23 protein-coding genes are annotated in these 26,286 nt (G+C 73.5%); 13 read left to right on the top strand and 10 right to left on the bottom strand.

Annotated elements, in window-relative coordinates; all coding sequences use genetic code 11:
- Positions 1-40: 40 nt before the first annotated feature.
- From JNK12_08135 to JNK12_08125, 3 genes are all read left to right on the top strand, one after another.
- Positions 41-2,014, top strand: coding sequence for a protein meaA (locus JNK12_08135; protein ID MBL8775884.1), 1,974 nt, complete (start codon positions 41-43; stop codon positions 2,012-2,014).
- Positions 2,015-2,210: 196 nt separating this feature from the next.
- Positions 2,211-2,951 carry a diguanylate cyclase gene (locus JNK12_08130; GenBank protein MBL8775883.1) on the top strand — a complete coding sequence of 247 codons (741 nt, stop codon included), beginning with the start codon at positions 2,211-2,213 and terminating at the stop codon, positions 2,949-2,951.
- Positions 2,952-2,993: 42 nt separating this feature from the next.
- Positions 2,994-3,176, top strand: coding sequence for a hypothetical protein (locus JNK12_08125; protein ID MBL8775882.1), 183 nt, complete (start codon positions 2,994-2,996; stop codon positions 3,174-3,176).
- A gap of 28 nt (positions 3,177-3,204) precedes the next feature.
- Here JNK12_08125 and JNK12_08120 read toward each other — a convergent pair whose 3' ends face one another.
- Positions 3,205-4,152: an alpha/beta hydrolase gene (locus JNK12_08120; protein ID MBL8775881.1), complete on the bottom strand. Its 948-nt coding sequence runs from the start codon at positions 4,150-4,152 to the stop codon at positions 3,205-3,207.
- Between the two features lie 97 nt (positions 4,153-4,249).
- On the opposite strand from JNK12_08120, the gene trxA reads away from it, so the two are divergent.
- The 5 genes from trxA to JNK12_08095 all read left to right on the top strand — a co-directional run bounded on the left by trxA (position 4,250) and on the right by JNK12_08095 (position 12,582).
- Positions 4,250-4,618, top strand: coding sequence for a thioredoxin (gene trxA, locus JNK12_08115; GenBank protein ID MBL8775880.1), 369 nt, complete (start codon positions 4,250-4,252; stop codon positions 4,616-4,618).
- Entirely contained in the window at positions 4,618-4,860 is a 243-nt protein-coding gene (locus tag JNK12_08110; GenBank protein MBL8775879.1) for a hypothetical protein, read from the top strand. Before trxA ends, JNK12_08110 begins: the two co-directional genes overlap by 1 nt.
- A gap of 29 nt (positions 4,861-4,889) precedes the next feature.
- Positions 4,890-8,063 (top strand): PD-(D/E)XK nuclease family protein, encoded by a 3,174-nt coding sequence (locus JNK12_08105; GenBank protein ID MBL8775878.1) that lies wholly within the window; start codon positions 4,890-4,892, stop codon positions 8,061-8,063.
- On the top strand, positions 8,060-11,494 hold the full coding sequence (locus JNK12_08100; protein MBL8775877.1) for a UvrD-helicase domain-containing protein: 3,435 nt from the start codon (positions 8,060-8,062) through the stop codon (positions 11,492-11,494). Before JNK12_08105 ends, JNK12_08100 begins: the two co-directional genes overlap by 4 nt.
- 140 nt (positions 11,495-11,634) lie before the next feature.
- Positions 11,635-12,582 (top strand): SDR family NAD(P)-dependent oxidoreductase, encoded by a 948-nt coding sequence (locus tag JNK12_08095; protein ID MBL8775876.1) that lies wholly within the window; start codon positions 11,635-11,637, stop codon positions 12,580-12,582.
- Positions 12,583-12,603: 21 nt separating this feature from the next.
- On the opposite strand, the gene JNK12_08090 is transcribed toward JNK12_08095, so the two are convergent.
- A complete protein-coding gene (locus JNK12_08090) occupies positions 12,604-13,158 on the bottom strand; it encodes a hypothetical protein (protein MBL8775875.1) in 555 nt (184 codons plus the stop codon).
- 124 nt (positions 13,159-13,282) lie between these two features.
- On the opposite strand from JNK12_08090, the gene JNK12_08085 reads away from it, so the two are divergent.
- From JNK12_08085 to JNK12_08075, 3 genes are all read left to right on the top strand, one after another.
- Positions 13,283-14,098 (top strand): hypothetical protein, encoded by an 816-nt coding sequence (locus JNK12_08085; protein MBL8775874.1) that lies wholly within the window; start codon positions 13,283-13,285, stop codon positions 14,096-14,098.
- A gap of 133 nt (positions 14,099-14,231) precedes the next feature.
- Entirely contained in the window at positions 14,232-16,367 is a 2,136-nt protein-coding gene (locus tag JNK12_08080; protein ID MBL8775873.1) for an ATP-dependent DNA helicase RecQ, read from the top strand.
- Positions 16,368-16,475: 108 nt separating this feature from the next.
- The gene (locus JNK12_08075; GenBank protein ID MBL8775872.1) at positions 16,476-17,228 is read left to right on the top strand and encodes a DNA-processing protein DprA; all 753 of its coding nucleotides are present in this window, start codon (positions 16,476-16,478) and stop codon (positions 17,226-17,228) included.
- A gap of 27 nt (positions 17,229-17,255) precedes the next feature.
- On the opposite strand, the gene JNK12_08070 is transcribed toward JNK12_08075, so the two are convergent.
- Together JNK12_08070 and JNK12_08065 are read right to left on the bottom strand one after the other, a co-directional pair.
- Positions 17,256-18,479: an acetyl-CoA C-acetyltransferase gene (locus JNK12_08070; protein MBL8775871.1), complete on the bottom strand. Its 1,224-nt coding sequence runs from the start codon at positions 18,477-18,479 to the stop codon at positions 17,256-17,258.
- A gap of 117 nt (positions 18,480-18,596) precedes the next feature.
- On the bottom strand, positions 18,597-19,256 hold the full coding sequence (locus JNK12_08065; GenBank protein MBL8775870.1) for a nitroreductase family protein: 660 nt from the start codon (positions 19,254-19,256) through the stop codon (positions 18,597-18,599).
- Positions 19,257-19,418: 162 nt separating this feature from the next.
- On the opposite strand from JNK12_08065, the gene JNK12_08060 reads away from it, so the two are divergent.
- The gene (locus JNK12_08060) at positions 19,419-20,798 is read left to right on the top strand and encodes an aspartate aminotransferase family protein (protein MBL8775869.1); all 1,380 of its coding nucleotides are present in this window, start codon (positions 19,419-19,421) and stop codon (positions 20,796-20,798) included.
- Positions 20,799-20,820: 22 nt separating this feature from the next.
- Here the strand turns inward: JNK12_08060 and JNK12_08055 are convergent, their stop codons facing one another.
- Positions 20,821-21,132, bottom strand: coding sequence for an N-acetyltransferase (locus tag JNK12_08055; GenBank protein ID MBL8775868.1), 312 nt, complete (start codon positions 21,130-21,132; stop codon positions 20,821-20,823).
- 314 nt (positions 21,133-21,446) lie between these two features.
- Here JNK12_08055 and JNK12_08050 point away from each other — a divergent pair, with 314 nt between their 5' ends.
- On the top strand, positions 21,447-21,872 hold the full coding sequence (locus JNK12_08050; protein MBL8775867.1) for a nitroreductase family deazaflavin-dependent oxidoreductase: 426 nt from the start codon (positions 21,447-21,449) through the stop codon (positions 21,870-21,872).
- Positions 21,873-22,011: 139 nt separating this feature from the next.
- Here the strand turns inward: JNK12_08050 and JNK12_08045 are convergent, their stop codons facing one another.
- From JNK12_08045 to JNK12_08025, 5 genes are all read right to left on the bottom strand, one after another.
- Entirely contained in the window at positions 22,012-22,353 is a 342-nt protein-coding gene (locus tag JNK12_08045) for a hypothetical protein (protein MBL8775866.1), read from the bottom strand.
- A gap of 174 nt (positions 22,354-22,527) precedes the next feature.
- Positions 22,528-23,817, bottom strand: a complete 1,290-nt coding sequence (locus JNK12_08040) for a cytochrome P450 (protein MBL8775865.1) — start codon at positions 23,815-23,817, stop codon at positions 22,528-22,530.
- A gap of 71 nt (positions 23,818-23,888) precedes the next feature.
- Positions 23,889-24,374, bottom strand: coding sequence for a PaaI family thioesterase (locus JNK12_08035; GenBank protein MBL8775864.1), 486 nt, complete (start codon positions 24,372-24,374; stop codon positions 23,889-23,891).
- Between the two features lie 104 nt (positions 24,375-24,478).
- Positions 24,479-24,799 carry a hypothetical protein gene (locus JNK12_08030; GenBank protein ID MBL8775863.1) on the bottom strand — a complete coding sequence of 107 codons (321 nt, stop codon included), beginning with the start codon at positions 24,797-24,799 and terminating at the stop codon, positions 24,479-24,481.
- A gap of 97 nt (positions 24,800-24,896) precedes the next feature.
- Positions 24,897-26,252 carry an aminotransferase class I/II-fold pyridoxal phosphate-dependent enzyme gene (locus JNK12_08025; protein MBL8775862.1) on the bottom strand — a complete coding sequence of 452 codons (1,356 nt, stop codon included), beginning with the start codon at positions 26,250-26,252 and terminating at the stop codon, positions 24,897-24,899.
- Between the last annotated feature and the right edge of the window lie 34 nt (positions 26,253-26,286).

Here is a 26,286-nt window from a genome sequence, read left to right as displayed (position 1 = left end):
CTCTGGCCCCACGGTGCCGACGAGGGGGAGAATGGCCGACATGGCTGACACCGAACCGGCACGCCACGAGCGGGACCGCCCCTGGATGATGCGCACCTACTCGGGGCACTCCACGGCGAAGGCGTCGAACGAGCTCTACCGGACGAACCTGGCCAAGGGGCAGACCGGCCTCTCCATCGCCTTCGACCTGCCCACCCAGACGGGCTACGACCCCGACGCTCCCGACGCCCGCGGCGAGGTCGGAAAGGTGGGCGTCCCTGTGGCCCACCTCGGCCACATGCGCCAGCTGCTCGACGGCATCCCGCCCGGCGAGATGAACACGTCGATGACCATCAACGCCACCGCGGCCTGGCTGCTCGGCCTCTACGTGGCCAACGCCGCCGACCAGGGCGTGCCCAGCGAGGCGCTGCGGGGCACCACCCAGAACGACATCGTCAAGGAGTACCTGAGCCGCGGCACCTACATCTACCCGCCGCTGCCCAGCCGTCGCCTCATCGTCGACATGGTGGCGTTCTGCTCCCAGCACATCCCCAAGTGGAACCCCATGAACGTCTGCAGCTACCACCTGCAGGAGGCCGGGGCCACGCCCGTGCAGGAGGTCGCCTACTCGCTGGCGACGGCCATCGACGTGCTCGACGCCGTGCGCGACTCCGGCCAGGTGGCCGAGGACCGCTTCCCCGCCGTGGTCGCCTCCATCTCGTTCTTCGTGAACGCCGGCATCCGCTTCGTGGAGGAGAACGCCAAGATGCGGGCCTTCACGCAGTTGTGGGACCGGCTCTGCCTCGAGCGTTACGGCGTCACCGACCCGAAGGCCCGCCGCTTCCGCTACGGCGTGCAGGTCAACTCGCTCGGGCTCACCGAGGCCCAGCCCGAGAACAACGTGCAGCGCATCGTCCTCGAGGCCCTCGGCGTCACCTTGTCGAAGGACGCCCGGGCCCGGTCCATCCAGCTGCCGGCGTGGAACGAGGCGTTGGGCCTGCCCCGCCCGTGGGACCAGCAGTGGTCGCTGCGCATCCAGCAGGTGCTGGCCTTCGAGACGGACCTGCTCGAGTACGACGACATCTTCGCGGGCTCGCACGTGATGGAGCGCCTCACCAGCGACCTCGTCGAGGGCGCCCAGGCCGAGCTCGACGAGGTGCTCGCCCTGGGTGGTGCCTTCGAGGCCATCGACGAGCTGAAGGGGCGCCTCGTCACCTCCCACACCGAGCGCATGCGCCGCCTCGAGTCGGGCGACCTCCAAGTGGTGGGCGTCAACTGCTTCACCGAGACGGCCGACTCGCCGCTCAACTCGGCCGACAACATCCTCCAGGTCGACCCCGCGGTGCAGATCGAGATGATCGAGGACGTGCAGGCGTGGCGGGCGGGGCGCGACGCCGGCAAGGTCGAGCGGGCGCTCGACGAGCTGCGGCGCGTGGCCGAGGGCACCGACAACGTCATGCCCGCCACCATCGCGCTGGCCGAGGCCGGTGGCACCACCGGCGAATGGGCCGGTGCCCTCCGGGAGGTGTTCGGTGAGTACCGGGCGCCCACCGGCGTGGCCGCCGCGGCCGGCAAGGGCGGGAGCAACGACGAGCTGCGCGCCGTCGCCGCTCGCGTCAAGGAGATGGCCGGCGGCCCGCCGCGCTTCCTCGTGGCCAAGCCCGGACTCGACGGACACTCCAACGGCGCCGAGCAGATCGCCGTGGCCGGTCGTGATGCCGGCATGGAGGTCATCTACCAGGGCATCCGCCTGTCCCCGCAGCAGATCGCCGCGGTGGCCCGGGACGAGGACGTCGACGTCATCGGCCTGTCCATCCTCTCGGGCAGCCACCTCGAGCTCGTGCCCGCCGTGCTCGACGAGCTGAAGGCGGCCGAGGTCGACGCCCCCCTCACCGTCGGCGGCATCATCCCCGAAGGGGACCGGGCCAAGCTCCTCGAGCTGGGCGTGTCGGCGGTCTTCACGCCGAAGGACTTCGAGCTGGGGCACCTGATGGGCGAGATCGCCGACCTCGCGGAGGCCCATCGGGGCGGCTGAGGGCCCGCCCTGCTCCTGGCCCGCTCCCGGGCGCGGGCAGGCGCCCGCTGGGCAAGAATGGGGCCGGACGACCCAGCCGAAGGGCCTTGATTCGCAGGCTGGGCGCGCCGATGGGACTTTCAGCGAGCGGCTGGACCCTGTCCGGTCGCTGATGGGCGGCACGCTCGGTGCCGCGCTCGGAGCAGCAGGAGTGGGTGTGGACTCGACGATCCTCGGGGTGGTGGCCGGACTCGCGATGCTGGGCGTCGCGCTCCTGGCGTGGGCGCTGCACCGCAGCCGCAGCGACCAGCGCGCCCAGATCCTCGCCCTCGACGCCCGCGTGCGAGAGCTCGAGGACCGGCAGGATCAGGTGCCCGCCTCCCCGCCGATGGGCGCCGCCGACCTCACTCCCCCGCCCCTCGGGGCGCCCGGCATCCCCCTGCCCCCCGAGGTCACCGGCGCCGCCGGGGCCGACCGGGCCACCCGCGAGGCCGACCTGCTCGCCGACCCCCAGACCGGGCTGTTCAGCGAGGGGTACTTCCGGGTCGCCCTCGACGCCCGCATCTCCGCCGCCCGCCGCCACCTCCGCCCCGTGGCCGTCGTGATCCTCGACGTCGTGCAGGACCTCGAGTCCGGTCACCCGGTGCCGTCGGACCCGAAGCTCGTGGCCGAGAGCATCGCCGCCACGGTGCGCGATGCCGACACCGCCTGTCGCATGGACGACGGCCGCTTCGCCCTCGTGCTGGAGGACACCCCCGAGAACGGCGCCATCTGGACCGTCGAGCGGATCCGCCGGCGTCTGGCCGAGGCCGCTCCCGGCCAGACCCTCTGGGCCGGCGTGGCCTGCTACCCGGCGCACGCCTTCGACAGCGACGAGATCCTGGCGCAGACCGAGCAGGCCCTGAAGGCCGCCCGCGAGTGGCGCCAGGACCGCATCGAGGTCGCCGTCGCGCCGTAGCCGGTCTGTCCGGTCCCCGACAGCGCCACCTACCCTCGTCCCGTGCTGATGCGCGTGGCCTTCACCCTGCTCGTCGCCGTGGCCACGACCTTGCTGGTGGGCGCGTACACCCGGATCGGGGCGGTGGTCTGGACGGTCCGCCCCGGCAACGGCCTGCACGACGCCGACATCGCCGCCGGGCTCCTCGCCGGCGCCCTCACCTGGCTGCTCGTCCGGCCGCGCTGAGCCGCGTCCGCGCCCGAACGGGCGTGGGTCAGGCGCCCCGAGCGAACGCCCGGCGCAGCGCGGCGATGGCGTCACGCTCGTAGGCCCGAGCCGTGGGCAGCAGCCGGGTGAAGGCGAACGAGGCATGGACGTGGCCGGTCAGGCGCACGTGGGTGGCGCCGACGCCGTCGCGCCGGAGCACGTTCGCGTAGGCCTCGCCGTCGCCGCGCAGCTTGTCGAACTCGGCCGTCATGATCCACGCCGGCGGCAGGTCGGCGTGGCTGCTCGCCAGCAGCGGCGAGCAGTAGGGATCGGCGCGCGACGCGGGGTCGGGCAGGTAGGCGTCCAGGAACTCGTCGATGGCGGCGCCGTCGAGGAGGTACCCGTCAGGGACCTCACGGTGTCCGGGCTGGGACAGCGTGCAGTCGGTGGCCGGGACGTCGAGCCACTGGTGGCAGAGCGTGGGGCCGCTGCGGTCCCGCGCCATCAGGCAGACGGCGGCGGCCAGGTTGGCGCCGGCCGACTCGCCGCCGATGGCGACCAGCGAGGGATCGATGCCGAGCTCGTCGGCGTGGTCGATCAGGTCACCGAGGGCGGCGTAGCAGTCCTCGACTGCGGTCGGGTATTGGCACTCGGGGGCCAGGCGGTAGTCCACCGAGGCGACCACGCAGCCGGCGCCGGCGCTGATGGCCCGACAGCGAGGATCTCGCTCGTCGAGGGTCCCGAGGCACCATCCCCCGCCATGGAGGAAGACGTAGAGGGGGTGCGGTCCTGGGCCGGCGGGCCGGTAGAGCCGGACCCGGATCTGCCCGCCCTCGACGGGAACCTGGCGGTGCTCGACGGCGGCGGGCTCGGGGCCCGGGCGCATGACCAACCACCCTCCGGCGCGAGCCTGGCGGGCGGACCGGGCCCGACGCTCGACGAGGGTGCCCCGGTCGCCGCCCTCGACCCGTCGTGCCACCTGCACGAATGGCCACAGCCGCGACTCGAGAGGCATCCCACCACGGTAGCCAAGCGTCGTCCCGCGGGAGGTTGGTACCCCAGGGGGTATCGATACACTGGATCGGACACCGCCCAGAACCCTGAGGTACCCCATGGCCACCATCGAGCTCACCGACGCCACCTTCGAGTCCACCGTCTCGTCCGAGGGCACCGTCCTCATCGACTGGTGGGCCTCGTGGTGCGGTCCCTGCCGGATGTTCGCGCCCGTGTTCGAGGCGGCGTCCGAGCAGCACCCCGACGTCACCTTCGCCAAGGTGGACACCGAGGCCCAGCAGGGCCTCGCCCAGGCCGCCGGCATCATGTCCATCCCGACGCTCATGATCTTCCGCGACGGCGTGCCCCTCTTCTCCCAGCCGGGCGCGCTTCCCGCCGCCGCCCTGGAGGACCTCATCGCCCAGGCCGAGGCCCTCGACATGGACGAGGTGCGGGCCCAGCTCGCGCAGGAGGCGGCGGCCGGCTGATGTGCTCGCTGTCGAAGTACGTCGTCATCGGCGGGTTCACCGCCATGGCCGCGGCGACGGTCGCGGGCAGCGACCTCGTCGGTCTGCTGGCGGGCGCCGTGGCGATCGCCCTCACCGCCGCCGCCAGCCGGCGCTGGCCCGCCACCTTCGGCGGGTCGTGCGCCCTCCCCGACGCCGCCGACGCCCCGGAGGCGTCCACGCACGTCCGCTCGGACGAGGCCGTCCCGCAGCACCAGCCGTAACCGTCACACCCCTGGCGTAGGTTGCGGACGTGCCCTCGTCCGCCGCCCACCGCCCCGTCGTGCGCACCGTCGCGTACGGCCGGCCGGCCACCGAGGCGCTTGCGGAGGCCATCGCCGCCGCCAAGCAGGGCCACCCGCTCGACCCCGTCACCGTCGTGGTGTCGTCGAACCTGGCGGGTCTCTCGGTGCGTCGACTGATCGGCGGCGGCATCGTCGGCACCGGCTCCAGCCCCGGCCTGGCCAACGTCTCGTTCCTCACGCCGCTCCGCCTTGCCGAGCTGCTGGCGGTCGACTCGCTGCCGGGCCACCCCCTCACCAACGCCGCGCTCGCCGCGGCCGCCCGCGTCGTGCTGCGCCGCCGGCCCGAGCCCTTCGGCCGCGTCGCCGACCACCACGCCAGCGAGGCGGCGGTGGTCGCCCTGTACGCCGAGCTCAGCCGCCTTCGACCCCCGACGCGGCAACGCCTCGCCGACGGCGACGAGCGGACCGCGAGCCTGGTCGCCATCCACCGGGCCGTGGGGCGCGAGCTGGGCGACCGCTTCTACGACGAGGACACCCGGGCCCACGTCGCCGCCGAGCGCCTGCGGAGCGAGGAAGACGCCATCGCGTTGCTCGGCCGTCTCGTGTGGTTCCTCCCCGAGCGGCTCAGCCCCGCGCAGTCCGAGCTCGTCGCCGCCGCGCTCGCCGCGGTGCCGTCCACGGTCATCGTCGGACTGACGGGCGACGACGACGCCGACGGCTCGGTCCTCCGCACCTGTCGCGGCGTCGGCATCGAGGCCGGCGACGAACGGGGGCGCCCCGAGTCGCCCACCGGCACCCGGATCATCAGCGTGTCCGACCCCGACGAGGAGGTGCGGGCCGTGTGCCGCGAGGTGCTCGCGCTCGCCGAAGCGGGCACCCCCCTCGACCGCATCGGCGTCTTCCACCCCGACCCCGACCCCTACGCCCGCACGCTCCACGAGCAGTTCGCGGCCGCGCACCTGCCCCACAACGGCCCGTCCCGCACGAGGCTCGCCGACGGGGTCGCGGGGCGCACGCTGCTCGACGCCCTCGCCCTGCCCGAGCGGGCCTGGGGCCGGGCCGACGTGCTGGCCGTGGCCAGCGCCGGGCCGTTGCGCCACGAGGGCCAGGTGGTGCCCACGAGCGCCTGGGAGAACCTGTCGCGGGCCGCCGGCGTGCTCGGAGGCCTCGACGACTGGTCCGCCAAGCTCGAGACCCTGGCCGTCCAGCGCGAGGAGCGCCACCGGCTGCTGGGCGAGGATCCGACCACCAGCCCGGGGTACCTCGCCGCCCTGCTCGACGACGCCCACCGGGCCCGCGCACTCGCCGCCTGGGTGGCGGCCCTCGCCGAGATGGTCGAGGCGGTCGATGCGGCCACGGGGTGGACGGCGAAGGTCGAGCGAGCCCAGCAGCTGCTCGTCCACCTCCTCGGCCGGGCCGGCGCCCGGCGGGGGTGGCCCGACGCAGAGGTCACGTCCAGCGAGCGGGTCGAGGCGGCGCTGGAGCGGCTGGCCCTGCTCGACACCCTCGACCCCGATCCGAGCACCACCACCTTCCGACGGGCCGTCGAAGCCGAGCTCGACGAGCCCGCGGGGCGGGTCGGTCGCTTCGGCGACGGCGTCCTCTACGGGCCCTTGGCGATGGCCCCGGGTCTCGACCTCGACGCGGTCTTCGTCCTCGGGATGGCCGAGGGCACGTGCCCGAGCCCCCGCTCCGAGGATGCCCTCCTGCCCGACGACGTCAGAGCGGCGGCCGACGGCGAGCTCCTCACCCGCGACGAGGGCCTCCGCCAGCAGCACCGGCACCTGCTCGCCGCCCTCGACGCCGGCCGCGAGCACCGGATCCTCGTGTTCCCCCGCGGCGACCTGCGTGGCAGCCGCTCACGGCTGCCCTCCCGGTGGCTGCTCGACACCGCCTCCGCGCTCCACGGCGAGCGCGTCCACAGCACCGACTTCGGCGCCCTCGGCGAACCTGTGGTGGGAGAGGTGCGCTCGTTCTCGGACGGGCTCGTCCGGGCCCCGGCCGCGGTCTCGCTGGTGGAACGCGACCTGTCGGCGCTCGAGGCGCGTCGCCGCGCCGGGCACGACCCGCTCACCGGTACCGCCGTCGGCCCCGACCTGCGCCGCGGCCTCGTCGCGCAAGGGGCTCGGCGCAGCGAGCACCTCACCGAATGGGACGGCAACCTCGCCGGGCTCCCCGTCCCCAGCCCGTCGGGGGGCAAGCGGTTGTCGGCCACCGCCATGCAGTCCTGGGCCTCCTGCCCGTTCCGCTACTTCCTCGGGCAGGTGCTGGGGCTGGCCGAGCGCCCCGAGCCCGAGGCGGTCACCACCATCGGGGCGGCCGATCGCGGCACGCTGCTCCACGAGGTCCTCGAGCGATACGTCCGCGAGGCCATCGAGCGACCCGAGGGCCCACCCGACCCCGACGAGCCGTGGTCCGCGGCGGACCGGGACCGCCTCCGCGAGATCGCCGCCGAGGTGTTCGCCCGCTTCCGGGGCGAGGGCCGCACGGGACGCGAGCTGTTGTGGCGGCTCGAGCAGCGGTTCCTCCTGTCCGATCTCGACGCGTTCCTCGCCGACGACGCAGCGCGGCGAGCCGCCTTCGGGTCCACCCCGATGGCCGTCGAGCAGCCGTTCGGCATCGACGGAGAGGAGCCCCTGCGCATCGAGCTCGAGGGAGGTCGGACGCTGGCCTTCCGTGGCTACATCGACCGCGTCGACCGCACCGTCGACGGCGGGCACGTGGTCGTCGACTACAAGAGCGGGAAAGGCAGCGCGTACAAGGACCTCGAGTCGGATCCCGTCCTGGGCGGCACCACGCTCCAGCTCGGGTTGTACGCCGAGGCCGTGGCCCAGCGCTTCGGTGGCACCGGGACGTCGAGCTACTTCTGGATGCTCAGCGCACGGGGCGACTACCTGCTGCACGGCGGGCCGTGGGAGGACGGGCACCGGGCCCGCTTCCGCGAGGTGCTCACCGCCATCACCGACGGCATCGAGGCCGGCGCCTTCCCGGCGCAGCCCGGCGGGTACGAGACCTTCTGGCGCACGCACGAGAACTGCGGGTTCTGCGACTTCGATCGACTGTGCCCTCGCGACCGGGACGAGCACCAGCTGGCCAAGGCGGACGCGCCCGAGGTGGCGGTGCTCACCCGGCTCCTTCCACCGGCACCCGCAGATGACGACGCCGGGGAGGTGGCGGGATGACGGGGCCACCGTCGGCGGGACTGGTCGACGACGCCGAACGCGAACGGATCTCCCGCACCGGGCTGCACGAGACCCTGTTCGTCGAGGCTGGCGCCGGCACCGGCAAGACCACCCAGCTCGTCACGCGGGTCACCAACCTGGTGCTCCGCGAGGGCGTCCCGCTGCGTCACATCGCGGCCATCACCTTCACCGAAGCCGCCGGCGCCGAGCTGCGCGACCGCATCCGCCAGCAGTTCGAGGTGCTGCTCGACGGCGAGCTCGACGACGCCTCCCGCGCCGCGGCCGAAGCCGCGCTCGCCGAGAGCGACGTGGCCGCCATCGGCACCCTGCACTCGTTCGCCCTGCGCATCCTGGGCGAGCACCCCCTCGACGTCGGCCTCCCCCCGCGCGTCGAGGTGCTCGACGAGGTGAGCTCGCAGTTGGCCTTCGAGGACCGCTGGGCCCTGTTCCTCGACGAGCTCTTCGACGACCCGGGCGCCGAGGAGCTCGTCGTCACCGCGAGCCTGCTCAACATCCACATCGACGGGCTCCCCACCCAGGCCTCGCTCCGTGACGTCGCCGCGGTCTTCAGCGACAACTGGGACCGCCTCGATCCGGACGAGCCCGATCCGGGCCCCCTGCCGGCACTCGACCTCGCCCCGCTGCGCCGGGCGGTCGACGCGGTCGAGGCGCTCCTCTCGTCGTGCACGGATCACGACGACACGCTGTACAAGAAGCTCGTCACCGCCTGGCTGCCCCAGGCCCACGCCATCCTCGACAACGCGGACCCGTACCAACGGGTGGCCCAGCTCCACCAGTACCCCGCCAAGTGGAAGGGCGGCTCGTCCGGGCGCAAGGACCGGTGGCACGACGTCGCCGCGGCCCGCGCCGCGGTCGACGACCTCGGCACCGTCGGGCGCTCCCTGCTCGCGGACCTGACCGACGACGTGCTCCAGCGCCTGCGGGTGCGCCTCGCCCACTTCACCCACGCCGAGGCCGAGCGGCGGCGCCACGAGGGTCGCCTCGAGTTCCATGACCTGCTGGTGCTCGCCCGCGAGCTCGTGCGCACCAGCCCCCGCGCCCGGCGTTCCCTGCACGAGCGGTACCAGCGCCTCCTGCTGGACGAGTTCCAGGACACCGACCCCATCCAGATCGAGGTCGCCACGCGCATCGCCGCGGCACTGTCCGACCCCGTCGCGGCGCCCCACTGGGCGGACGTGCCCGTGGAGGCCGGCCGCATCTTCTTCGTGGGCGACCCCAAGCAGTCCATCTACCGGTTCCGGCGGGCCGACATCCGCCTGTTCCTGCAGGCCCGGGCCGCCTTCGCCGGCGGCGAGCCCGTCGCCCTGGTGCAGAACTTCCGGACCGTGGCGCCCATCCTGGAATGGGTCAACCACATCTTCTCCTCGGTGATGCCCGAGGAGGTCCCCACCGCGCAGCCCGAGTATCGGGCGCTCGTCGCGGCACGATCAGCCAGCGATCACGGCGACCACCGGGTCGTGCTGCTCGGCGGCGGCCGACCCAAGCCCCTGAAGGCCGCCGAGCTCCGGGCCGAAGAGGCCGCAGACGTCGCGCGTGCCATCGCCCTCATCCGCGACGACCCCGCGGCCTGGCCCGTCGAGGAGGAACGGCCCGCTCCCGGAACGCCGGCGTGGCGCCCGGCCCGGTTGTCCGACATCACCGTCTTGTTGCCCACCCGCACCTCGCTCGGTCAGCTCGAGGACGCCCTCGACGATCTCGCCATCCCTTACCGGGTCGACACGGGCACCCTCGTCTACGACACCCAGGAGGTGCGCGACGCCCTGAGCGCCCTGCGGGCCATCGACGACCCCACCGACCGGATCGCGCTGGTGGCCGCCCTGCGCTCGCCGCTCTACGCCTGCTCGGACGTCGACCTCTTCACCTACGTCGCAGCGGGCGGCGAGTGGAGCCTGCGCAAACCGCCGCCCGACCGGCTGCCCGACGACCACCCGGTGGTGGCGGGCATGGCCCACCTGCGCGAGCTCGCGGCCCAACGCTGGTGGCTGGAGCCGAGCGCCCTGCTGCAGCGGCTGTTCGAGGACCGCCAGGCCTTCGCCCTCGGACTGGGCCACCGCCGGCCGCGGGAGGTGTGGCGCCGGCTGCGCTTCCTCGTCGACCAGGCCCGCCAGTTCGAAGAGTCGGGCGGGCACGGTCTCCGCGCCTTCCTGCGCTGGGCCGACCTCCAGTCACGGGAGACCAGTCGGGTGCACGAGCCCCTGCTCCCCGAGACCGACGACGAGGCGGTGTCCATCAAGACCGTGCACGGCGCGAAGGGGCTCGAGTTCCCCATCACGGTTGTCAGCGGGCTCACGACTGCGCGGGGCAACGGCCGCCGTGGCGTCACGGTGGTGTGGGACGAGGACGACCTCCGGCCGGGCATCGGCATCCGCAAGGACACGAGCACCGCCAACTTCGACCGCCAGGCCGAGTACGAGTCCGAGATGGACGCCCACGAGCGCCAGCGCCTCCTCTACGTGGCCTGCACCCGGGCCCGCGACCACCTCATCGTCTGCACCCATCACCTCGAAGGCGTGGACTGCCACGGCGCCACGCTCGCCCGCTGCAGCGCGGACCTCGGCGAGGAGGTCGTTCGGCGCCTGCCCGAGGATCTCGTCGTCGGCGTCCCGGTCGCACCGCCGACCACCTCTGCCGCCCCCGCGGACGACGACCGGCCCCGCTGGCGGAGCCGTCGAGCGGCGTTGCTGCGCCGCAACCGGGACCCGCGGGTGCTCTCCGCCACCGCGGTGGCCCGCCTGGGCCGCCTCGAGGACCCCACCGCGGGTCCGCCGGGTGATCCCACGGCGTCAGCGGAGCGGGACGATCTCGCCGACGAGGTGGTCGAGGACGACGCCACCGCGACGGACGAGTCCGGCCGCCCCGCGTTCCAGCGCCGGCGGGGACGGGCGGGCACCGCCGTCGGGCGGGCGGTGCACGCCACCCTCCAGGTCGTCGATCTCGCCACCGGCGACGGGCTCGCCGACCTCGCCGCCCAGCAGGCCTTCGCCGAGGCCGTCCCGGACCTTGCGGGAACGGTCGAGACCCTCGCCCGCTCTGCGCTGGCGTCGGCGTCGGTGCGGGCCGCGCTCGCCGGCGGTCGCCTGTGGCGGGAGGCCTACGTCGCCGCTCCCCTGGGTGACCGCGCCGTCGAGGGCTACGTCGACCTCCTCTACGAGGGCCCCGAGGGCCTGGTCATCGTCGACTACAAGACCGACGCCGTGGCCGACGAGGCCGCGGTGGATGCCAAGCTCGGCCAGTACCGCCTCCAGCTCGCCACCTACGCGGAGGCCCTCGCGATCAGCACCGGACTCGCCGTCGCGGCGGCCCGCCTCGTGTTCTGCCACGCCGGCGGCGCCATCGAGCGCGACGTGGACGACCTCGATGCCGCACGCGCCGAGGTCCGGGCGCTGCTCGCGGGTTCGGCGGTGGACTGACCGTCCACAGCCATCTCCACAGGTGTTGAAAAGCACGGAAATGGCATCAAGATGAGCAGCGAGTGAACATCGAGGGTCGATCCCACCCGCGCTCGACGTCGACCCACGTGCCACGCTGTCGGCGACCGAGGAGACGTGCCATGGCCTGGACCGAGAAGGACATCCCCGACCTGCACGGCCGCACCGCGGTGGTGACGGGCGCCAACGGCGGGCTCGGCCTGGCCACCGCGCAGGCCCTCGCCGGCGCCGGTGCCACCGTGGTGATGGCCGCGCGCGACCAGCGCAAGGCCGCCGCCGCGGAGTCCGCCATCCGCAACGCCCATCCCGCCGCCGCGCTCGACATCGTCGCCCTCGATCTCGCCAGCCTCGCGTCGGTCCGCCGAGCCGCCGACCAGATCCGCGAGCAGCGTCCCACCATCGACATCCTCGTGAACAACGCCGGCCTCATGGCGATGCCGGAGCGCCGCACGGCCGACGGCTTCGAGATGCAGTTCGGGGTCAACCACCTCGGCCACTGGGCCTTCACCGCGCTGCTCCTCGAGCCCCTGCTCCGGGCCGACGCCGCCCGTGTGGTGACGGTCACGAGCACGGCGCACCACATCGGCCGGGCCGTCGACCCCGACGACCTCGACCTCGAAGGCCACTACAAGCCCTGGGGCGCCTACGGCCGGGCCAAGCTGGCCAACTTCCACTTCGGCCTCGGCCTCCAGCAGGCCTTCGAGCGCGCCGGGGTCGCCGCCGCCAGCCTCGTCGCCCACCCGGGGCTGTCGAACACCGACCTCCAGGCCCACACCGTGGCTGAAGGCGGCGGTGGCGCCTCGGCCCCGTTCTTCCACGCCCTCGCCGGCGCCACGGGCATGAGCGCGCAGAACGGCGCCCGCTCCCAGCTCCGCGCCGCCACCGATCCCGAGGCGAAGGGCGGCGAGTTCTACGGCCCGCTCTTCGTGAACAACGGCCCGGCCGTGCGCAAGCCCGTCCTGCGCCGCCTCGGCATGCAGAAGGCCATCGCCACGCTCTGGCAGGTGTCCGAGGACGCCACCGGCATCCCGCTCGACATCGCCGGCGCCAAGGCAGCCACAGGCGCCTGACGCCGGCTGCGCCCCGACCGCTCAGGGCGCCTCGGCCGGCGCCGATCCGTCGGGTACCGGGAACTGCCAGATGCCTCGGGCGGCGTCGAGGCGATCGGGCTTGTAGACCACGTAGAAGTCGCCGGTGGCGTCGAGGGCGTCCACCTCGAACACCACGTCGCCGGTGACGGGCTCGTCGGCGACCTCGCCCGTGGACGGGAGCGTCGACGACACCGGCTCGTAGGTGGTGACGTCGGGGGACACCAACTGCCAGTCGGTGGAGAACATCGGCTGCGGCTCGTCGTCGCGGTTCTCGATACGCACCGAGACCGTGACCGTGCCGTCCCCGTCGTAGGACACCGCCTCGACCGACGTCGTGTACCCCGACAGCCCGGCCGCCTGGCCGAGCGCCCGTTCCTGGTCCTCCCGGAACTGGTTGGCGCGTTCGGGGAACAGCTCACCCGGATTGGGCTCGCCACCGCCGGCGCTCCCTCCGCCGCCGCACCCCGCCGCGCCGACGAGAGCCACGGTGAAGAGCACCCCCGCCACCGCCCGCCGGAACGACACCCGCCCGCTGCTCCCCGCCACCGGTTGCACGACGCCATCTTGGCCCGCCCGGACCGAGGGGTGGGAAGCGAGGCACGGCACCACGCGCCGCTCGACCACGCCGATTCACAAGAGTTCTCTAGCTTTTCATATGTTCTCATGCCATCTTCGTGCGATGCACACCGACACCGCCACCCTCGAGGCCCGGTTCGAGGCCGAGCTCGGCCCCCTCGTCGCCACGCTCCTGGGCGTGGTCGGGCCCATGCCCACCGCCCGCATCACCGCCGTCCTCCAACGGGCGGGCCACTTCGCCCCGCTGGTCGCGGAGGGCTACGACGACGGCGACCTCCACGGCCTCGTCGAATGGGTGGTCGACGACGAGCAGGTCTTCTTCGCCACCGGCGACGACCTCGTCGCCCACGTGCCGACCCTGCTCGACGGCGTGGTCCTCACCCACCAGGTCACGGCGAGCGAGATCGACCGGGAGGTGCTGGACCTGGGGGTCGATCTCGCCGCCCTCGTGCGCTGCTGCTCGCGGCTCCCACTGCTCGGCGGCGGCTGCGCCGAGGTGCGTCACGACTGGGGCGCCCGTCCCGCCCTCGCCCAGGCGGCCATCGACCTGGGCCTGCCCACCGATGCCCGAGCCGCGCCGGAGGGCTCGCTGGTCGGCCCGCCCGGCTGGCTGGGCGGGATCGTCGCCGGCGCCCACGTCGCCGCCGGCGGCAACGGCGGGACCCTTGCCGTGGTCCCGGTGGCAGACCCTGCCGCGGTCACCTCGCCGCACCCTGCCCTCGTCGAGGCCATCGCCGCCGCGGCCGAACGACGTCGCCTGTGCGCCGACGAGGTCGACGGAGGCCCCACCGACGTGCTCCTCGACGCCCTCGCCCACGACCCGACCCTGCTGCGCGCACCGGCGGTCCCGCTCTCGCTCGTCCTCGGACCCGCCGGCCTCCTCTGGGACGGCGACACCCTCCGCCGAGCCCGACCCTGAGGTGATTGTCAGACCCCCGGCGTAGGTTCGATGGTGGCTCCTCGACGTCCGCCACCCGCCATCCCCACCCGCCGCCCAGCGGCCTCGGCCTCTCCCGGCCCCACGACCCGCCGCCCACCCCACCGGGGTTCCCATGCCCAGTCCCGACTCCAGCTCCTCCGACACCCGCTCCCCGAACGCCACGGACGCCACGACCGCCGGGCAGGCCCGCGCCCTGCTGCACCGCCTCGCCGGTCCCACCGCCGAGTTCCACACCGACCAGCTCGAGGCCATCGAGGCCCTCGTCGACGAGCGCCGACGGGTCCTCGTCGTGCAGCGCACGGGCTGGGGCAAGAGCGCGGTGTACTTCCTCGCCACCCGCCTCCTGCGTGACCAGGGCAGCGGCCCCACCCTGCTCATCTCGCCCCTGCTCGCCCTCATGCGCAACCAGATCGAGGCGGCCGAGCGCATCGGCCTGCGGGCGGCGTCGCTCAACTCGGCCAACACCGACGAGTGGGACGTCGTCGAGCAGGAGATCCTCGGCGACGGGGTCGACGTCCTGCTCATCTCCCCCGAGCGCCTGAACAACCCTCGCTTCCGCGCCAACGTGCTCCCCCACCTCGTGGCCACCGTCGGCCTGCTGGTCATCGACGAGGTCCACTGCATCAGCGACTGGGGCCACGACTTCCGCCCGGACTACCGCCGCCTGGCCCGGGTGCTCGACCGCCTCCCCCGGGGCGTGCCCGTCCTCGGCTGCACCGCCACGGCCAACGACCGGGTGGTGGCCGACGTCGAGGAGCAGCTCGGTGAGGGGGCGGTCGAGATCCGCGGCGGCCTCGACCGGGCCAGCCTCGAGCTCGAGGTCATCGACCTGCCCTCGCAGGCCGAGCGCATGGCCTGGCTGGCCACCGAGGTCCCCGCCATGGAGGGCACCGGCATCGTGTACTGCCTCACCATCGCCGACGCCCAGCGGGTGGCGGCCTGGCTGCGCAGCCGTGGCCTGTCGGTGCTCTCGTACACCGGCGCCACCGAGCCCGGCGAGCGCCTCGTGGCCGAGGAGGCGCTGCGGAGCAACGAGGTGAAGGCCCTCGTGGCCACCTCGGCGCTGGGCATGGGCTACGACAAGCCCGACCTCGGCTTCGTCGTGCACTACCAGGGCCCCGGCTCCCCGATCGCCTACTACCAGCAGGTGGGTCGGGCCGGGCGCGCCCTCGACCGTGCCCGGGTCGTACTGCTGCGGGGCCACGAGGACGCCGACATCCAGGACTACTTCATCCGCACCGCCTTCCCGCCCCGAGAGCAGGCCGAGCAGGTCATCACCCTGCTCGAGGACGCCGGCGGCCCGGTGAAGATCACCGAGATCGAGGCCGAGGTCAACGTCCGTCGCTCCCGCCTCGAGGGGATGCTCAAGATCCTCGACGCCGAGGGGGCGGTCGAGCGGGTGGGATCGGCGTGGCAGCGCACCCTCGTGCCGTGGTCGTACGACGACGAGCGGGTCGAGCGGGTCACCACCGCCCGCCGGGCCGAGCAGGCGGCCATGGCCCGCTACGGCACCGACGGCACCTGCCTCATGCGCTTCCTGCGGGCCGAACTGGACGACCCGGTCGACACCGACTGCGGACGCTGCTCGGTGTGTCGAGGCCAGAGCAGCGCCGAGGCCGGCGCCGCCCTGACCTTCGACGTCGACCTGGTCGAGGCGGCCCGCACCTTCCTGCGCTCCTCCCCGCTCTCCATCGAGCCCCGCCGCCAGTGGCCGCGCGACGTCGAGGCCCTGTCGGGCAACATCCCCAAGGACCGGCGCTTGCTGGACGGCCGGGCCCTGTCGGTCCTGGGTGATGCCGGCTGGGGCGACCTCGTCAAGCAGGCCCGCGTCGCGGGCGAGCCCTACGACGACCGGTTGGTGCAGGGTGCGGTGCAGGCCATCGCCGGCACGTGGCGTCCCGACCCGGCGCCGGCGTGGATCACGACGGTGCCCGGGGCCGGGCCCGCGGCGTCGCTCCTGGTCGACTTCGCCGAGCGTCTGGCCGGGGCACTCGATCTGCGCTTCGTGCCCGCGCTGACCCTCACCCGGGCCATCGAGCCGCAGGCCCACATGCACAACAGCGCCCAGCAGGTGGGCAACCTCTGGGGTGCCTATGCCCCCACCGCCGACGTGCCTCCCGGCCCGGTGCTGCTCGTGGACGACCTCGTCGACTCCCGCTGGACTCTCACCGTGGCCGGCGCCGCCCTGCTCGAGGCCGGCTCGGGCCCCGTCCTCCCCTTCGCCCTCGCCAAGGCCGGCGGCGACTGATCCCGACGCCGCCATGCACCCCTCCCCTCACCCTCCCTCCCCTTCTGGGTACTCCCCTGTGTTCTCCGCGACACACACCAGTACCCGGAACGCGGCCGAGCGAGCCTGATGGCCCGCCTCGACGACGGCGTGCTCGCCGCCCTGCTCCTCACCAGCCCCCTCGCCGGCGAGGGTCCCCCGCCCCTGAAGGCCCGCAAGTTCTGGGCCCTGGTCGCCGAGGTGGGCGACCTCGCGCCCCTGCTCACCGAGGTGCCCGCCGACCGCCCCGACGCCGACCGACTCCGCACCCTGCTCGGCCGGGCCACTGCGTTCGCCTTCTCGGTCGAAGAGGCCGAGCGTCAAGGCATCACCCTGTTGTCCGCGCTCGACCCCCGCTACCCCGCCCGCCTCCGAGCGGGGATGGGGGCGCAGGCGCCGCCGGTGCTGCACACCGTCGGCCCGCTCGAGTGGCTGTCCGGACCCTGTGTGGCCATCGCGGCCGAGGGCGGGGCGGCGGTCGACGACGAGTCGACACTCGGGGCGGTGCGCGCCGCCGCCCGCCAGGTCGCGAGCGACGGCCACACCGCCCTCACGGGCGGCTTCGCCACTGCGGTCGACGCCGCCGCATCCACCGCCGCGCTCGACGCCGGCGGCGCCGTCATCGCCCTGCTGGCCCACCCCCTCACCGCCCACCTGCGCCGCGCCGAGGTGCGCCGGGCCGTGCACGGCGGCCGCCTCTGCCTCGCCACCCCCTTCCGCCCCGACGCCCCCTGGTCCCACACCACCGACGCCGGCCGCGCCACCGTCGCCGCCGCCCTCGCCGAGCGCGTCGTCACCATCCCGGATCGCGCCCCGACGCTGCTCGACGACGCGCCTCCCTGACCGGCCCCGGGCGCACCCAGGGTGGGGTCAGACGCGCTCGATGATGATGGCGGGGGCCATGCCGCCGCCGGCGCACATGGTCACGAGGCCGACCTGCTGGTCGCGGCGCTCGAGCTCGTCGAGCACCGTGCCGATGAGGATGGCGCCGGTGGCCCCGATGGGGTGGCCGAGAGCCATGGCGCCGCCGTTGACGTTCACCTTGTCGCGGTCCACCTCGAGGTCGCGCAGGAACTTCTCGACCACCACGGCGAAGGCCTCGTTCACCTCGAGGAGGTCGATGTCGTCGAGGGTCATGCCCGCCTTGGCCAGCACCTTGCGGGCCGACGGCACCGGGGCGTTGAGCATCAACGTCGGGTCGTCGCCCATGTTTGCGGTGGCCACCACGCGCGCCCGCGGCGTGAGGCCGTGCGCTTTGGCGTAGTCCTCGCTGGCCATCAGGATCGCGGCGGCCCCGTCGACCACGCCCGAGGAGTTGCCGGCGTGGTGGACGTGCTCGATGACGAGATCGGGGTACTTCTGGTTGATGAGCTCACGGAAGGTGAGGCTGTCCTCGGTGTGGCGGTAGTCGGCCACGGCGGGGAAGCTCGGTGAGAGCTGCGCCAGTGACTCCTCGGTGGTCTGGGGCCGGGGGAACTCCTCGTGGTCGAGGGCGACGGTGCCGTCGAGGTTGAGGACCGGGATGAGGCTCTTGTCGAAGCGGCCCTCGTCGATGGCGACCGCGGCCCGCCGCTGCGACTCCGCGGCGAGGGCGTCCAGCGCCTCACGGGGGATGCCCTCCTGGCTGGCGATGGCATCCGCACAGACGCCCTGGTGGGACTGCGGGTGGATGGCCTGGAGGTGCAGGTTGTTGGCGCCCATGGGCAGCAGGCCCTTCTTGGGCAGCGACATCATCTCGGTGCCACCGGTGACCACGAGGTCCTCCATGCCCGCCATCACCGCGTGGGCGCCGTAGTTGGCGCTGGTGATGCCCGAGCCGCAGAAGCGGTCGAGGGTGGCGCCGCTGGCGGTGATGTCGTAGCCGGCGTCGAGCGCCGCCATGCGCCCGAGGTCGCCGGACTGCTCGCACACCTGCGAGCTGGTGCCCCAGATGACGTCGTCGACGTCGGCGGTCTCGAAGCCGTTGCGGTCGACCAGGGCGGCGAGCACCGTCCGGGCCAGGTGCTGCGGGTGCAGGTGGGCGAGCGACCCCTTGCCCTGCTTCCCGATCCCCCGGGGGGTCCGGCATGCGTCGATGATCAGCGCCTCAGCCACGTGGTGTCCCTCTTCCTCGTCACGGCGGCGTGCGTCGCCCCCCGTCCCGCCGACGCTACGCGTCCTGCGCGACCGGCCCCCAACGCGGCAGGCGACATCGGAGGCGGACCCGGCTGCTCAGGGCGTGGCGCCCCAGGTGTCGACGAAGGTGATCTCCTCGACGGGACGCCGCGCCGCCGGCCGGAAGTCGGTGCCGATCGTGTAGGCGACGGGGAACAGCGCCACCTGGGTCACGTCGTCGGGGATGCCGAGGAGCTCGGCCACCGCGCGCTCCTGGAAGAGGTGCAGCGTGGTCCACACCGAGCCGAGCCCCCGCGAGCGCAGGGCCAGCAGGAAGCTCCACGCCGCCGGGAGGATCGAGCCGTACGAGGAGGCCGCCACCCCGTTCGGGACGCCGTCGAAACGGCCCTCGATGCACGGGATCACCAGGACCGGCACCCGGTGGAGCACCTCGGTGAAGGCCAGGGCACCCTCATAGACCCGGCGCGTCCGCTCGTCCGTCGCCTCCTGCGCCGCCCGGGTCAGGTACCCCGTGCCGTTCTCGGCGTAGCGCCGGGCGATCTCTGCCTTCTTGGCCGGGTCGGTGACCACCATCCAGCGCCAGTCCTGACGGTTGCTGCCGGTCGGCGCCTGCGTGGCGACGCGGAGGCAGTCGAGGACCACCGACAACTCGACCGGCCGGTCCAGGTCGAGGCGGCGCCGCACGCTGCGAGTCGTGCTCAGCAGGCGGTCGGTCTCGGCGAGGTCGAACGGCGGGTCGCGGGGCTCGTCGGTCAAGCGACCATGATGCCCGCCCGGCGTGAGCCGGGCCCGGCGACCCCGTGAAGCCCGGCCAGGCGTTCGTCGACGACGGCCGCCGGCGCCGGCACGTCGATCACTCCTGGCGCGGACGGCGCGGTGACGAGTGCGTCACGAGGCGCCGTGGGGCAGGCTCGGGGCATGAGCGACGTCGACGCCCTCTTCGCCCGGGCCGCCCAGGTGGCGGCTGCCTACCGCTCCCGGGTGGGCGAGCTCCCCGTCGCGGGGCCGGCGACGCCCGACGAGCTGCGCGCCGCCTTCTCCCTCCCGCTGCCCACCGCCACCCTGCCCGCCGAGCAGGTGCTCGACGAGCTGGTCGCGGCCGCCGAGCCCGGGCTGGTGCACACCGCCGGCGGGCGCTTCTTCGGGTTCGTCATCGGCGGCTCCTACGAGCTCGCCGTCGCCGCGGACATGGTCACCGCGGGCTGGGACCAGTGCGCCTACAACGGCGTGCTGACGCCCTCGGGGGCCATGGCCGAAGAGGTTGCCGGCGGCTGGCTGAAGGAGCTGCTGGGCCTGCCCCCCACCGCCTCGGTCGGGTTCGTCACCGGCGGGCAGGAGGCCAACACCGTCGGGCTCGCCTCCGGCCGCCACCACGTGCTCGCCGAGGCGGGCTGGGACGTCGAGGCCGACGGGTTGGCCGGCGCGCCACGGGTGCGCATCGTGGCCGGGGCCGAGCGCCACGCCACCATCGATCGGGCCCTGCGCCTGCTCGGCTTCGGCACGAACACCCTCGAGCCGGTCGACGTCGACGTCAACGGCGCCATCCGCCCGGACGCCCTGGCCGACACCCTCGCCGCGCAGCCGCCGGGGCCGACCATCGTCTGCCTCCAAGCCGGCAACGTGAACACCGGCGCCTGCGACCCGCTGCGCGAGGCGATCGGCGTCGCCCGCGACCACGGCGCCTGGGTGCACGTCGACGGCGCCTTCGGCCTGTGGGCGGCGGCCAGCCCCACGACCCGCCACCTGGTGGACGGCATCGAGGGGGCCGACTCGTGGGGCTGCGACGGCCACAAGTGGCTCAACCTCACCTACGACTCGGGCTTCGCGATCTGCTCGCGGCCCGAGGTGCACGCCGCCGCCGTGCGCTACTCGGCGGCCTACCTGACGGGATCGGGGGGCGCCGACCTGGGCATGTCCGACTTCACCATGGAGTCGTCCCGCCGTGCCAAGGGCTTCGCCACGTGGGCGCTCCTGCGCCACCTCGGTCGCGACGGGGTGGCCCACGTCGTCGACCACCTCTGTGCGATGGCCCGACGCTTCGCCGCCGGCCTCGCCGATGGCGGGCTGCGCATCGCCAACGACGTGGTCCTCAACATCGTGCTGGCCGACGCGGGCGACGACGCCACCAACCGCGCCATCGCCGCCGCGGTCCAGGCCGAGGGCACCTGCTGGCTCGCCACCACCGAGTGGCAGGGCCGCACGCTCCTGCGGATGTCGCTGTCGAGCCGCGCCACCACCGAGATCGACATCGACCAGTCCGTCGCGTCGGTGCTCCGCCAGGCCCGCTCCCGCGCCTGACCCTCCGCCCCCGCGCCGCGCGTCAGCGGTCCCGGCGTCGGCGAAGCTCCTCGTGGTCGACGAGGTCGTCGTAGTCGGGATGGCGCTCGATCCACGCCGCGATGAACGGGCAAAGCGGGACCACCGGCGCCCCCTCGGCCCGCACCTGATCCAGTGCGCCGCGCGCCAACGTGGACCCGAGGCCCTCGCCTTCGTGCGCGGGGTCGACCTCAGTGTGGGTGAACACGTACCGCCCGTCGCGGAGGACGTACTCGGCGAACCCCGCCACCTCGCCGTCGACGCGGACCTCGAAGCGGCCCTGGTCCGGGGCGTGGACGACCGCGACCTCACTCACGACGGGTCGACCTGGCGGCGGCGAGAGAGGGCGACGCTCCGGTTGACCACCATCGGCCCGTCGGGGAGCACGTCGATGCTCGGACCGCCGCTGGGGTCGCCGTCCGGAGGGGGCGGGAGAGGTGACGTCATGGCCGGAGGGTAGGCGTCACCGTGGCGCTGTCCACCCCGGCTGCGGGCCATCGTCCTCGTCGAGGGGACCTGCTGAGGCCGGAGGGGAACAACGACGGGTGCACAGGGGTTCAGCCATCGATGGTCGTGACCCCCGCGCGGGCCGACCCCCGACGAGACCACGACGAACCACGAGGTGCACCGATGTCCGAAACGCCCGACATGAACGACTGGAACGCGCAGATCATCGCCGAGTTCCGGGCCAACGACGGCCAGGTCGGCGGTCAGTTCGAAGGAGCGCCGCTGCTGCTCCTGCATTCCACCGGCGCCAAGACCGGCCAGGAACGCATCGCCCCCGTCATGTACCAGGCCGTCGACGGCGGCTGGGCCATCTTCGCCTCGAAGGCCGGCGCCCCCGACAACCCCGACTGGTTCCACAACCTGCGCGCCAATCCCGACGCCAGCATCGAGGTGGGCGCCGACACGAAGGCCGTGCGGGCCGAGATCCTCGCCGGCGAGGAGCGCTCGACCATCTGGGAGACCCAGAAGGAGCGCTTCCCGGGTTTCGCGGAGTACGAGGAGAAGACCGACCGGGAGATCCCGGTCGTCCTCCTGCGCCCCGCCGACTGAGCCCAAAACGACCGGAGAGGAGGGCCTGGGGGGAAGGCCCTCCTCTCCTGGTTGTTGGGGCGGCCGCCGAAGCGGTGGCGCCCCGATCGGGAGCGATCTGTCGTGGGGGGACGACGATCGAGCTCCCGAGTCCTGTGGGTCAGGCCGCCTTCGCCGCGGGCTTGGTGGCCTTGACGGGCTTCACGGGCTTGGCGTCGGCATCGACGAACTTGGCCCGCACGGGGGCGGTGACGGTGACCAGCTCGCCCACGAAGGCCTTCTGGTTCTTGACCACCGCGTCGACGGCCTTGAAGGCGAAGTCGACGTACTCGTCGACGGTGCCGAGGCGGTCGAGGTTCGGGACCTTGATGGCCTCGGGGAGCTTCTCGTCGGCCCACTCGACGGCGCTGCGGACGCCGTCCACGATGGGCTCCTGGATCTGCTCGAGGAGCTCGAGGGCCTTGGCTTCGAACTCGTTCAGCTGCTCGATGACTTCAGACATCTGGCGCTTCCTTCACTCTTCGGCGTCTCGGACGGCGCTCCCGGAGGTCGTGCAGCTCGCTCCGGTGGCGCCTGTGCTCACTCTTGCAAGCATGTTCGCGAACGTCAACCTCTTTGCTAGAAAAATCTAGCAATCGTGACGGATGTCTCAGCCGATCACCGGGACGCGGTGGTCTCAGCGGGGCGTGACGCGCACGGAAACGGCCTGGAAGCCGCGGAGGGTCATGCGGTGACGCCGCACGAGCGGCCCGTCGAGCTCGATGGTGCGGCAGCGGTCGCGAAGGGCGGCGAACACCTCCTGCCCCTCGGCCCGGGCCAGGTTGGCACCGAGGCAGTGGTGGATGCCCGAGGCGAAGCTCATGGGCGGGCCCTCGTCGCGGCCGACGTCGAAGCGGTCCGGGTCGGTGAAGTGATCAGGGTCCCGGTTGGCCGCCCCGAGCAGGGTGACCACGCTCTGGCCCACGTCCACCGGCTCGCCCGCCACCTCGGCCGGCTCGAGCGCGGTGCGGACGTCGAGCTGCACCGGCGAGTCCCAGCGGAGCATCTCCTCGACCGCGGTGGGCAGCAGGGTCGGATCCGCCCAGAGGCGGGCCATCTCGTCCGGGTTGCGCAACAGCGCGACGGTGCCGTTGCCGATCAGGTTCGTGGTGGTCTCGAAGCCCGCGGCGAACAGCAGCATGGCCACGACGATGATCTCGGGCTCGCTGAGGCGGTCGCCGTCGTCGTTCACCGCCAGCAGGTCCGACAACAGGTCGTCGCGCGGTTGGGCGCGGCGCTCGGCCACGAGGTCCTGGAAGTAGCCGTAGACCTGGGCGTTGGCGGCTTCCGCAGCCTTCAGGTCGTCCACGCTGGCGCCGGCCTCGATGCCCGCGGCCGCGGCGGTGATGAGGCTGCGGAATTGGGGCCAGTCGGGCTCGGGGACCCCGACCATGGCACCGATGACGGCCACCGGCAGGGGGAAGCCGATCGCGTCGAGCAGGTCGCCACCGCCGGACTCGACGAAGCGGTCGACCACGCCGTCGGCCAGGGTGCGGATGCGCGATCTCATCTCCTCGACCCGCCGGGGCGTGAACGCCCGCGACACCAGCCCGCGCTGGCGGGTGTGGGTCGGCGGGTTGAGGAACAACATCGACATGGGCCGATTGGCGCCCCGCCGGCGGAGGAGGTCCCGGCGGAACTCGGTGGCGGCGGGGTCGCTGCTGGGGATGAGGCTGTCGCCTTCACGGTTCGACTTGCCGAAGCGGTTGTCCCGCAGGACCTCGCGGCAGTCCTCGTAGCGGCTGAGGAAGATGGCGCCCGTGCCGCTGTGGTGCACCGGGGCCACCGAACGAAGGTGGTGGTAGTAGGGCGTCGGGTCGTCGAGGGCGTCGGGCTGGAAGAACAAGGCGGCGACGGTCTCGTCCGGCGTCATCCCGTCCGCCGGCGACGGCGCCCCTTCCGACCGGGGCCCTGCTTCAGCGCTCACGTACCAACGGTACGTCCGAGCCGCAGCCGAGGGCGACCGCACCGCATGGTCCGGCCGTGGTCCGGCCGTGGTCAGGCCGCGGTCGCCGGACGGACCTTGTAGACGAGGCGGCCGTTGGCCACCACCCGGGCGTCGTCGGCCGCCCGGACCTCGGCCTCCGCGAACACGATCGAGTTGCCCCGCTGGGTGATCCAGCCCTCGGCCACGGCGTCGGCCCGGATCAGCGCCGCCCGGTACTCGACGTTCATCGTGAGCGTGAGCATCTGAGGAACGGTGGGGAACACCCAGCCGACGGCGGGCACCACCACGGTGTCGATGAGCGAGGCGACGGCACCGCCGTGCACGGGGCCGGCGGGCTGCTCGAGCTCGGGTCGGTAGGGCAGGCGGAGCCGGCAGTAGTCCTCGCGCAGCTCCTCGACCTCGAAGCCGAGGAACTTCGGCAGGTACACCCGGTCGGGCCACACGCAGAAGTTCTTCCAGAGCGCGGCGGCGTCGTCGGGCAGCGGGGCGTGGGCGGCGGCGCGAGGGGCGAGCGGGTCGGCGGCGGCGTCAGGCATGCGCCGACGCTACGCCGCCGCCCGGCAGGCGAGACCCGTCGCTTTCTCCGGCCCACTGACCCGTCGGACGCTCAGGCGCCCGGCTGCCGGCCGCCGGTTCCGGATCACCAGACGTTGTTGGCGGTGAGGATGGCGGCGACGGCGACCAGGGTGCCGGCGAGCGCCCAGAACTGCCGGATCATCTCTCGGTGGAAGGCCGCCATCAGCCGGGCCTCGAGCATGTCGACCGCTGATGCGATGCGCTCATCCATCCGCGCTTCGAGCCGGACGATGTCGTCTCGGATCACGTCGAGGTCGTGCTTGGTGGCCACGTCGGCCCAGCCCGTCGGTGGCAACAGGCTCATCAGCGCATCCGCTCTCGCGTCACCCAGCACCTCTCGAAGTCCTTCGTGCAGCTCGAATCGAGCCGTCTCGTCGATGGCCATGGACACACCCTTCCGATCGTTCGGTCACGGAGGGGAAGTCGGACAGCACGTCGACGGTACCGCTGTCCGGTCGAGCGCTCAAGGGTTCTCCAGCCGGTCAGCGCCGACGGAGGGCCTCCCCCATCGACCCGACGATGCGGTCGAGCAGCGCCGCCGAGGTGGCGAAGTTGAGGCGCACGTGCTGGGCGTAGGAGGACGCTCCACCGCCGGGACCCGAGACGTCCAGTCCTCCGCCGTAGGGCGGGCCGTCGCTGAGCGCCACCCGGGCCTCGTCGAGGAAGAAGCGGGCGGGGTCTTCGAGGCCGAGCGCGGCGCAGTCGAGCCAGGCGAGGAACGTCCCCTCGGGTGGGTGGAGGCGCACGCCGGGCAGCTCGGCGCCGACGAGCTCGACCAGGCGCCGGCGGTTCCCGTCGAGGTACGCCACCAGATCCGCGAGCCACCCCCGGGCGTCGAGGCCGTCCCGGTAGGCGGCGACGGAGGCGGCGATGCCGAGGGGCGAGGGGCCGGGCACGGCGAACAGCGGGAGGCGCCGCCACTGGTCGGCGTCGTCGTGGTTGGTGGCCACCACCTGGGCGCACTTGAGGCCGGCCAGGTTCCACGCCTTGGATGCCGAGATGACCGTCACGGCGTGCTCCGCCGCCGCATCCGACACCGAGGCGTACGGCACGAACGGGTGGCCGGGGGAGGTGAGCGGCCCGTGCACCTCGTCGGCGATCACCCGGCCGCCGTGGCGGTCGACCACCGCCGCCAGGCCCTGCAGCTCGCCGGCGGTGAAGACCCGACCGGTGGGGTTGTGCGGGTTGGTGAGCAGCACCGCTCGGGCGCCGGCGGCGAGGGCCGCGTCGATGCGCTCGAGGTCCAGCACTGCTGCACGCAGGGCGGTGCCCGACGTGGGGGGCGGACCGGCAGCCGGTGAGGCGCCGGCGGTCGTGCCCGCCTCGGCAGCGGTCTCGCTCGACCGCCTCGGCGAGCCGGGCGACGCCGGGTCGCCTGGGCCGGCGGGGGCGACGGCCATCCCGCCGCCGTCGCCGCCGATCATGGCCACGGGGACCACCGGCCGGCCCGACAGCTCGATCACGTCGAACAGCGGCGGGTAGGCCGGGGTCGGGAGGACGACGGGGGCGCCGGCGGGCACGAACGCGCCGAGGGCGCCGGCGATCCCCGCCAGGACGTCGGCGACGAGGAACACCCGCCGCGGGGACACCTCCCACCCGTAGGTGGCGGTGAAGAAGGCGGCGGCCGCGTCCGTGAGCTCGGAGGTGTCGGCCTCGACGTAGCCGAAGTCCTCGCGCTCGACGGCGTCGAGCAGCGCCGCCTTCACCGCCTTCGCCACGTCGAAGTCCATCTCGGCCACCCAGGCGGCCAGCACGTCGGGGCCGTAGAGCGACCACTTCACCGTGCGCCGGCGCCGCAGCCGCTCGACCGAGACGTCGTCGAAGCGCGAGGAGGTCATCGGCCGGCGCCGCTCGTGGCCACCCGACCCGCCG

Source organism: Acidimicrobiales bacterium (assembly GCA_016794585.1).
Classification (GTDB): Bacteria; Actinomycetota; Acidimicrobiia; order Acidimicrobiales; family DATDAH01; genus JAEUJM01.
The sequence above is the reverse complement of the archived record's forward strand: the minus strand, read 5'-3'. Positions and strand labels throughout refer to the sequence as shown.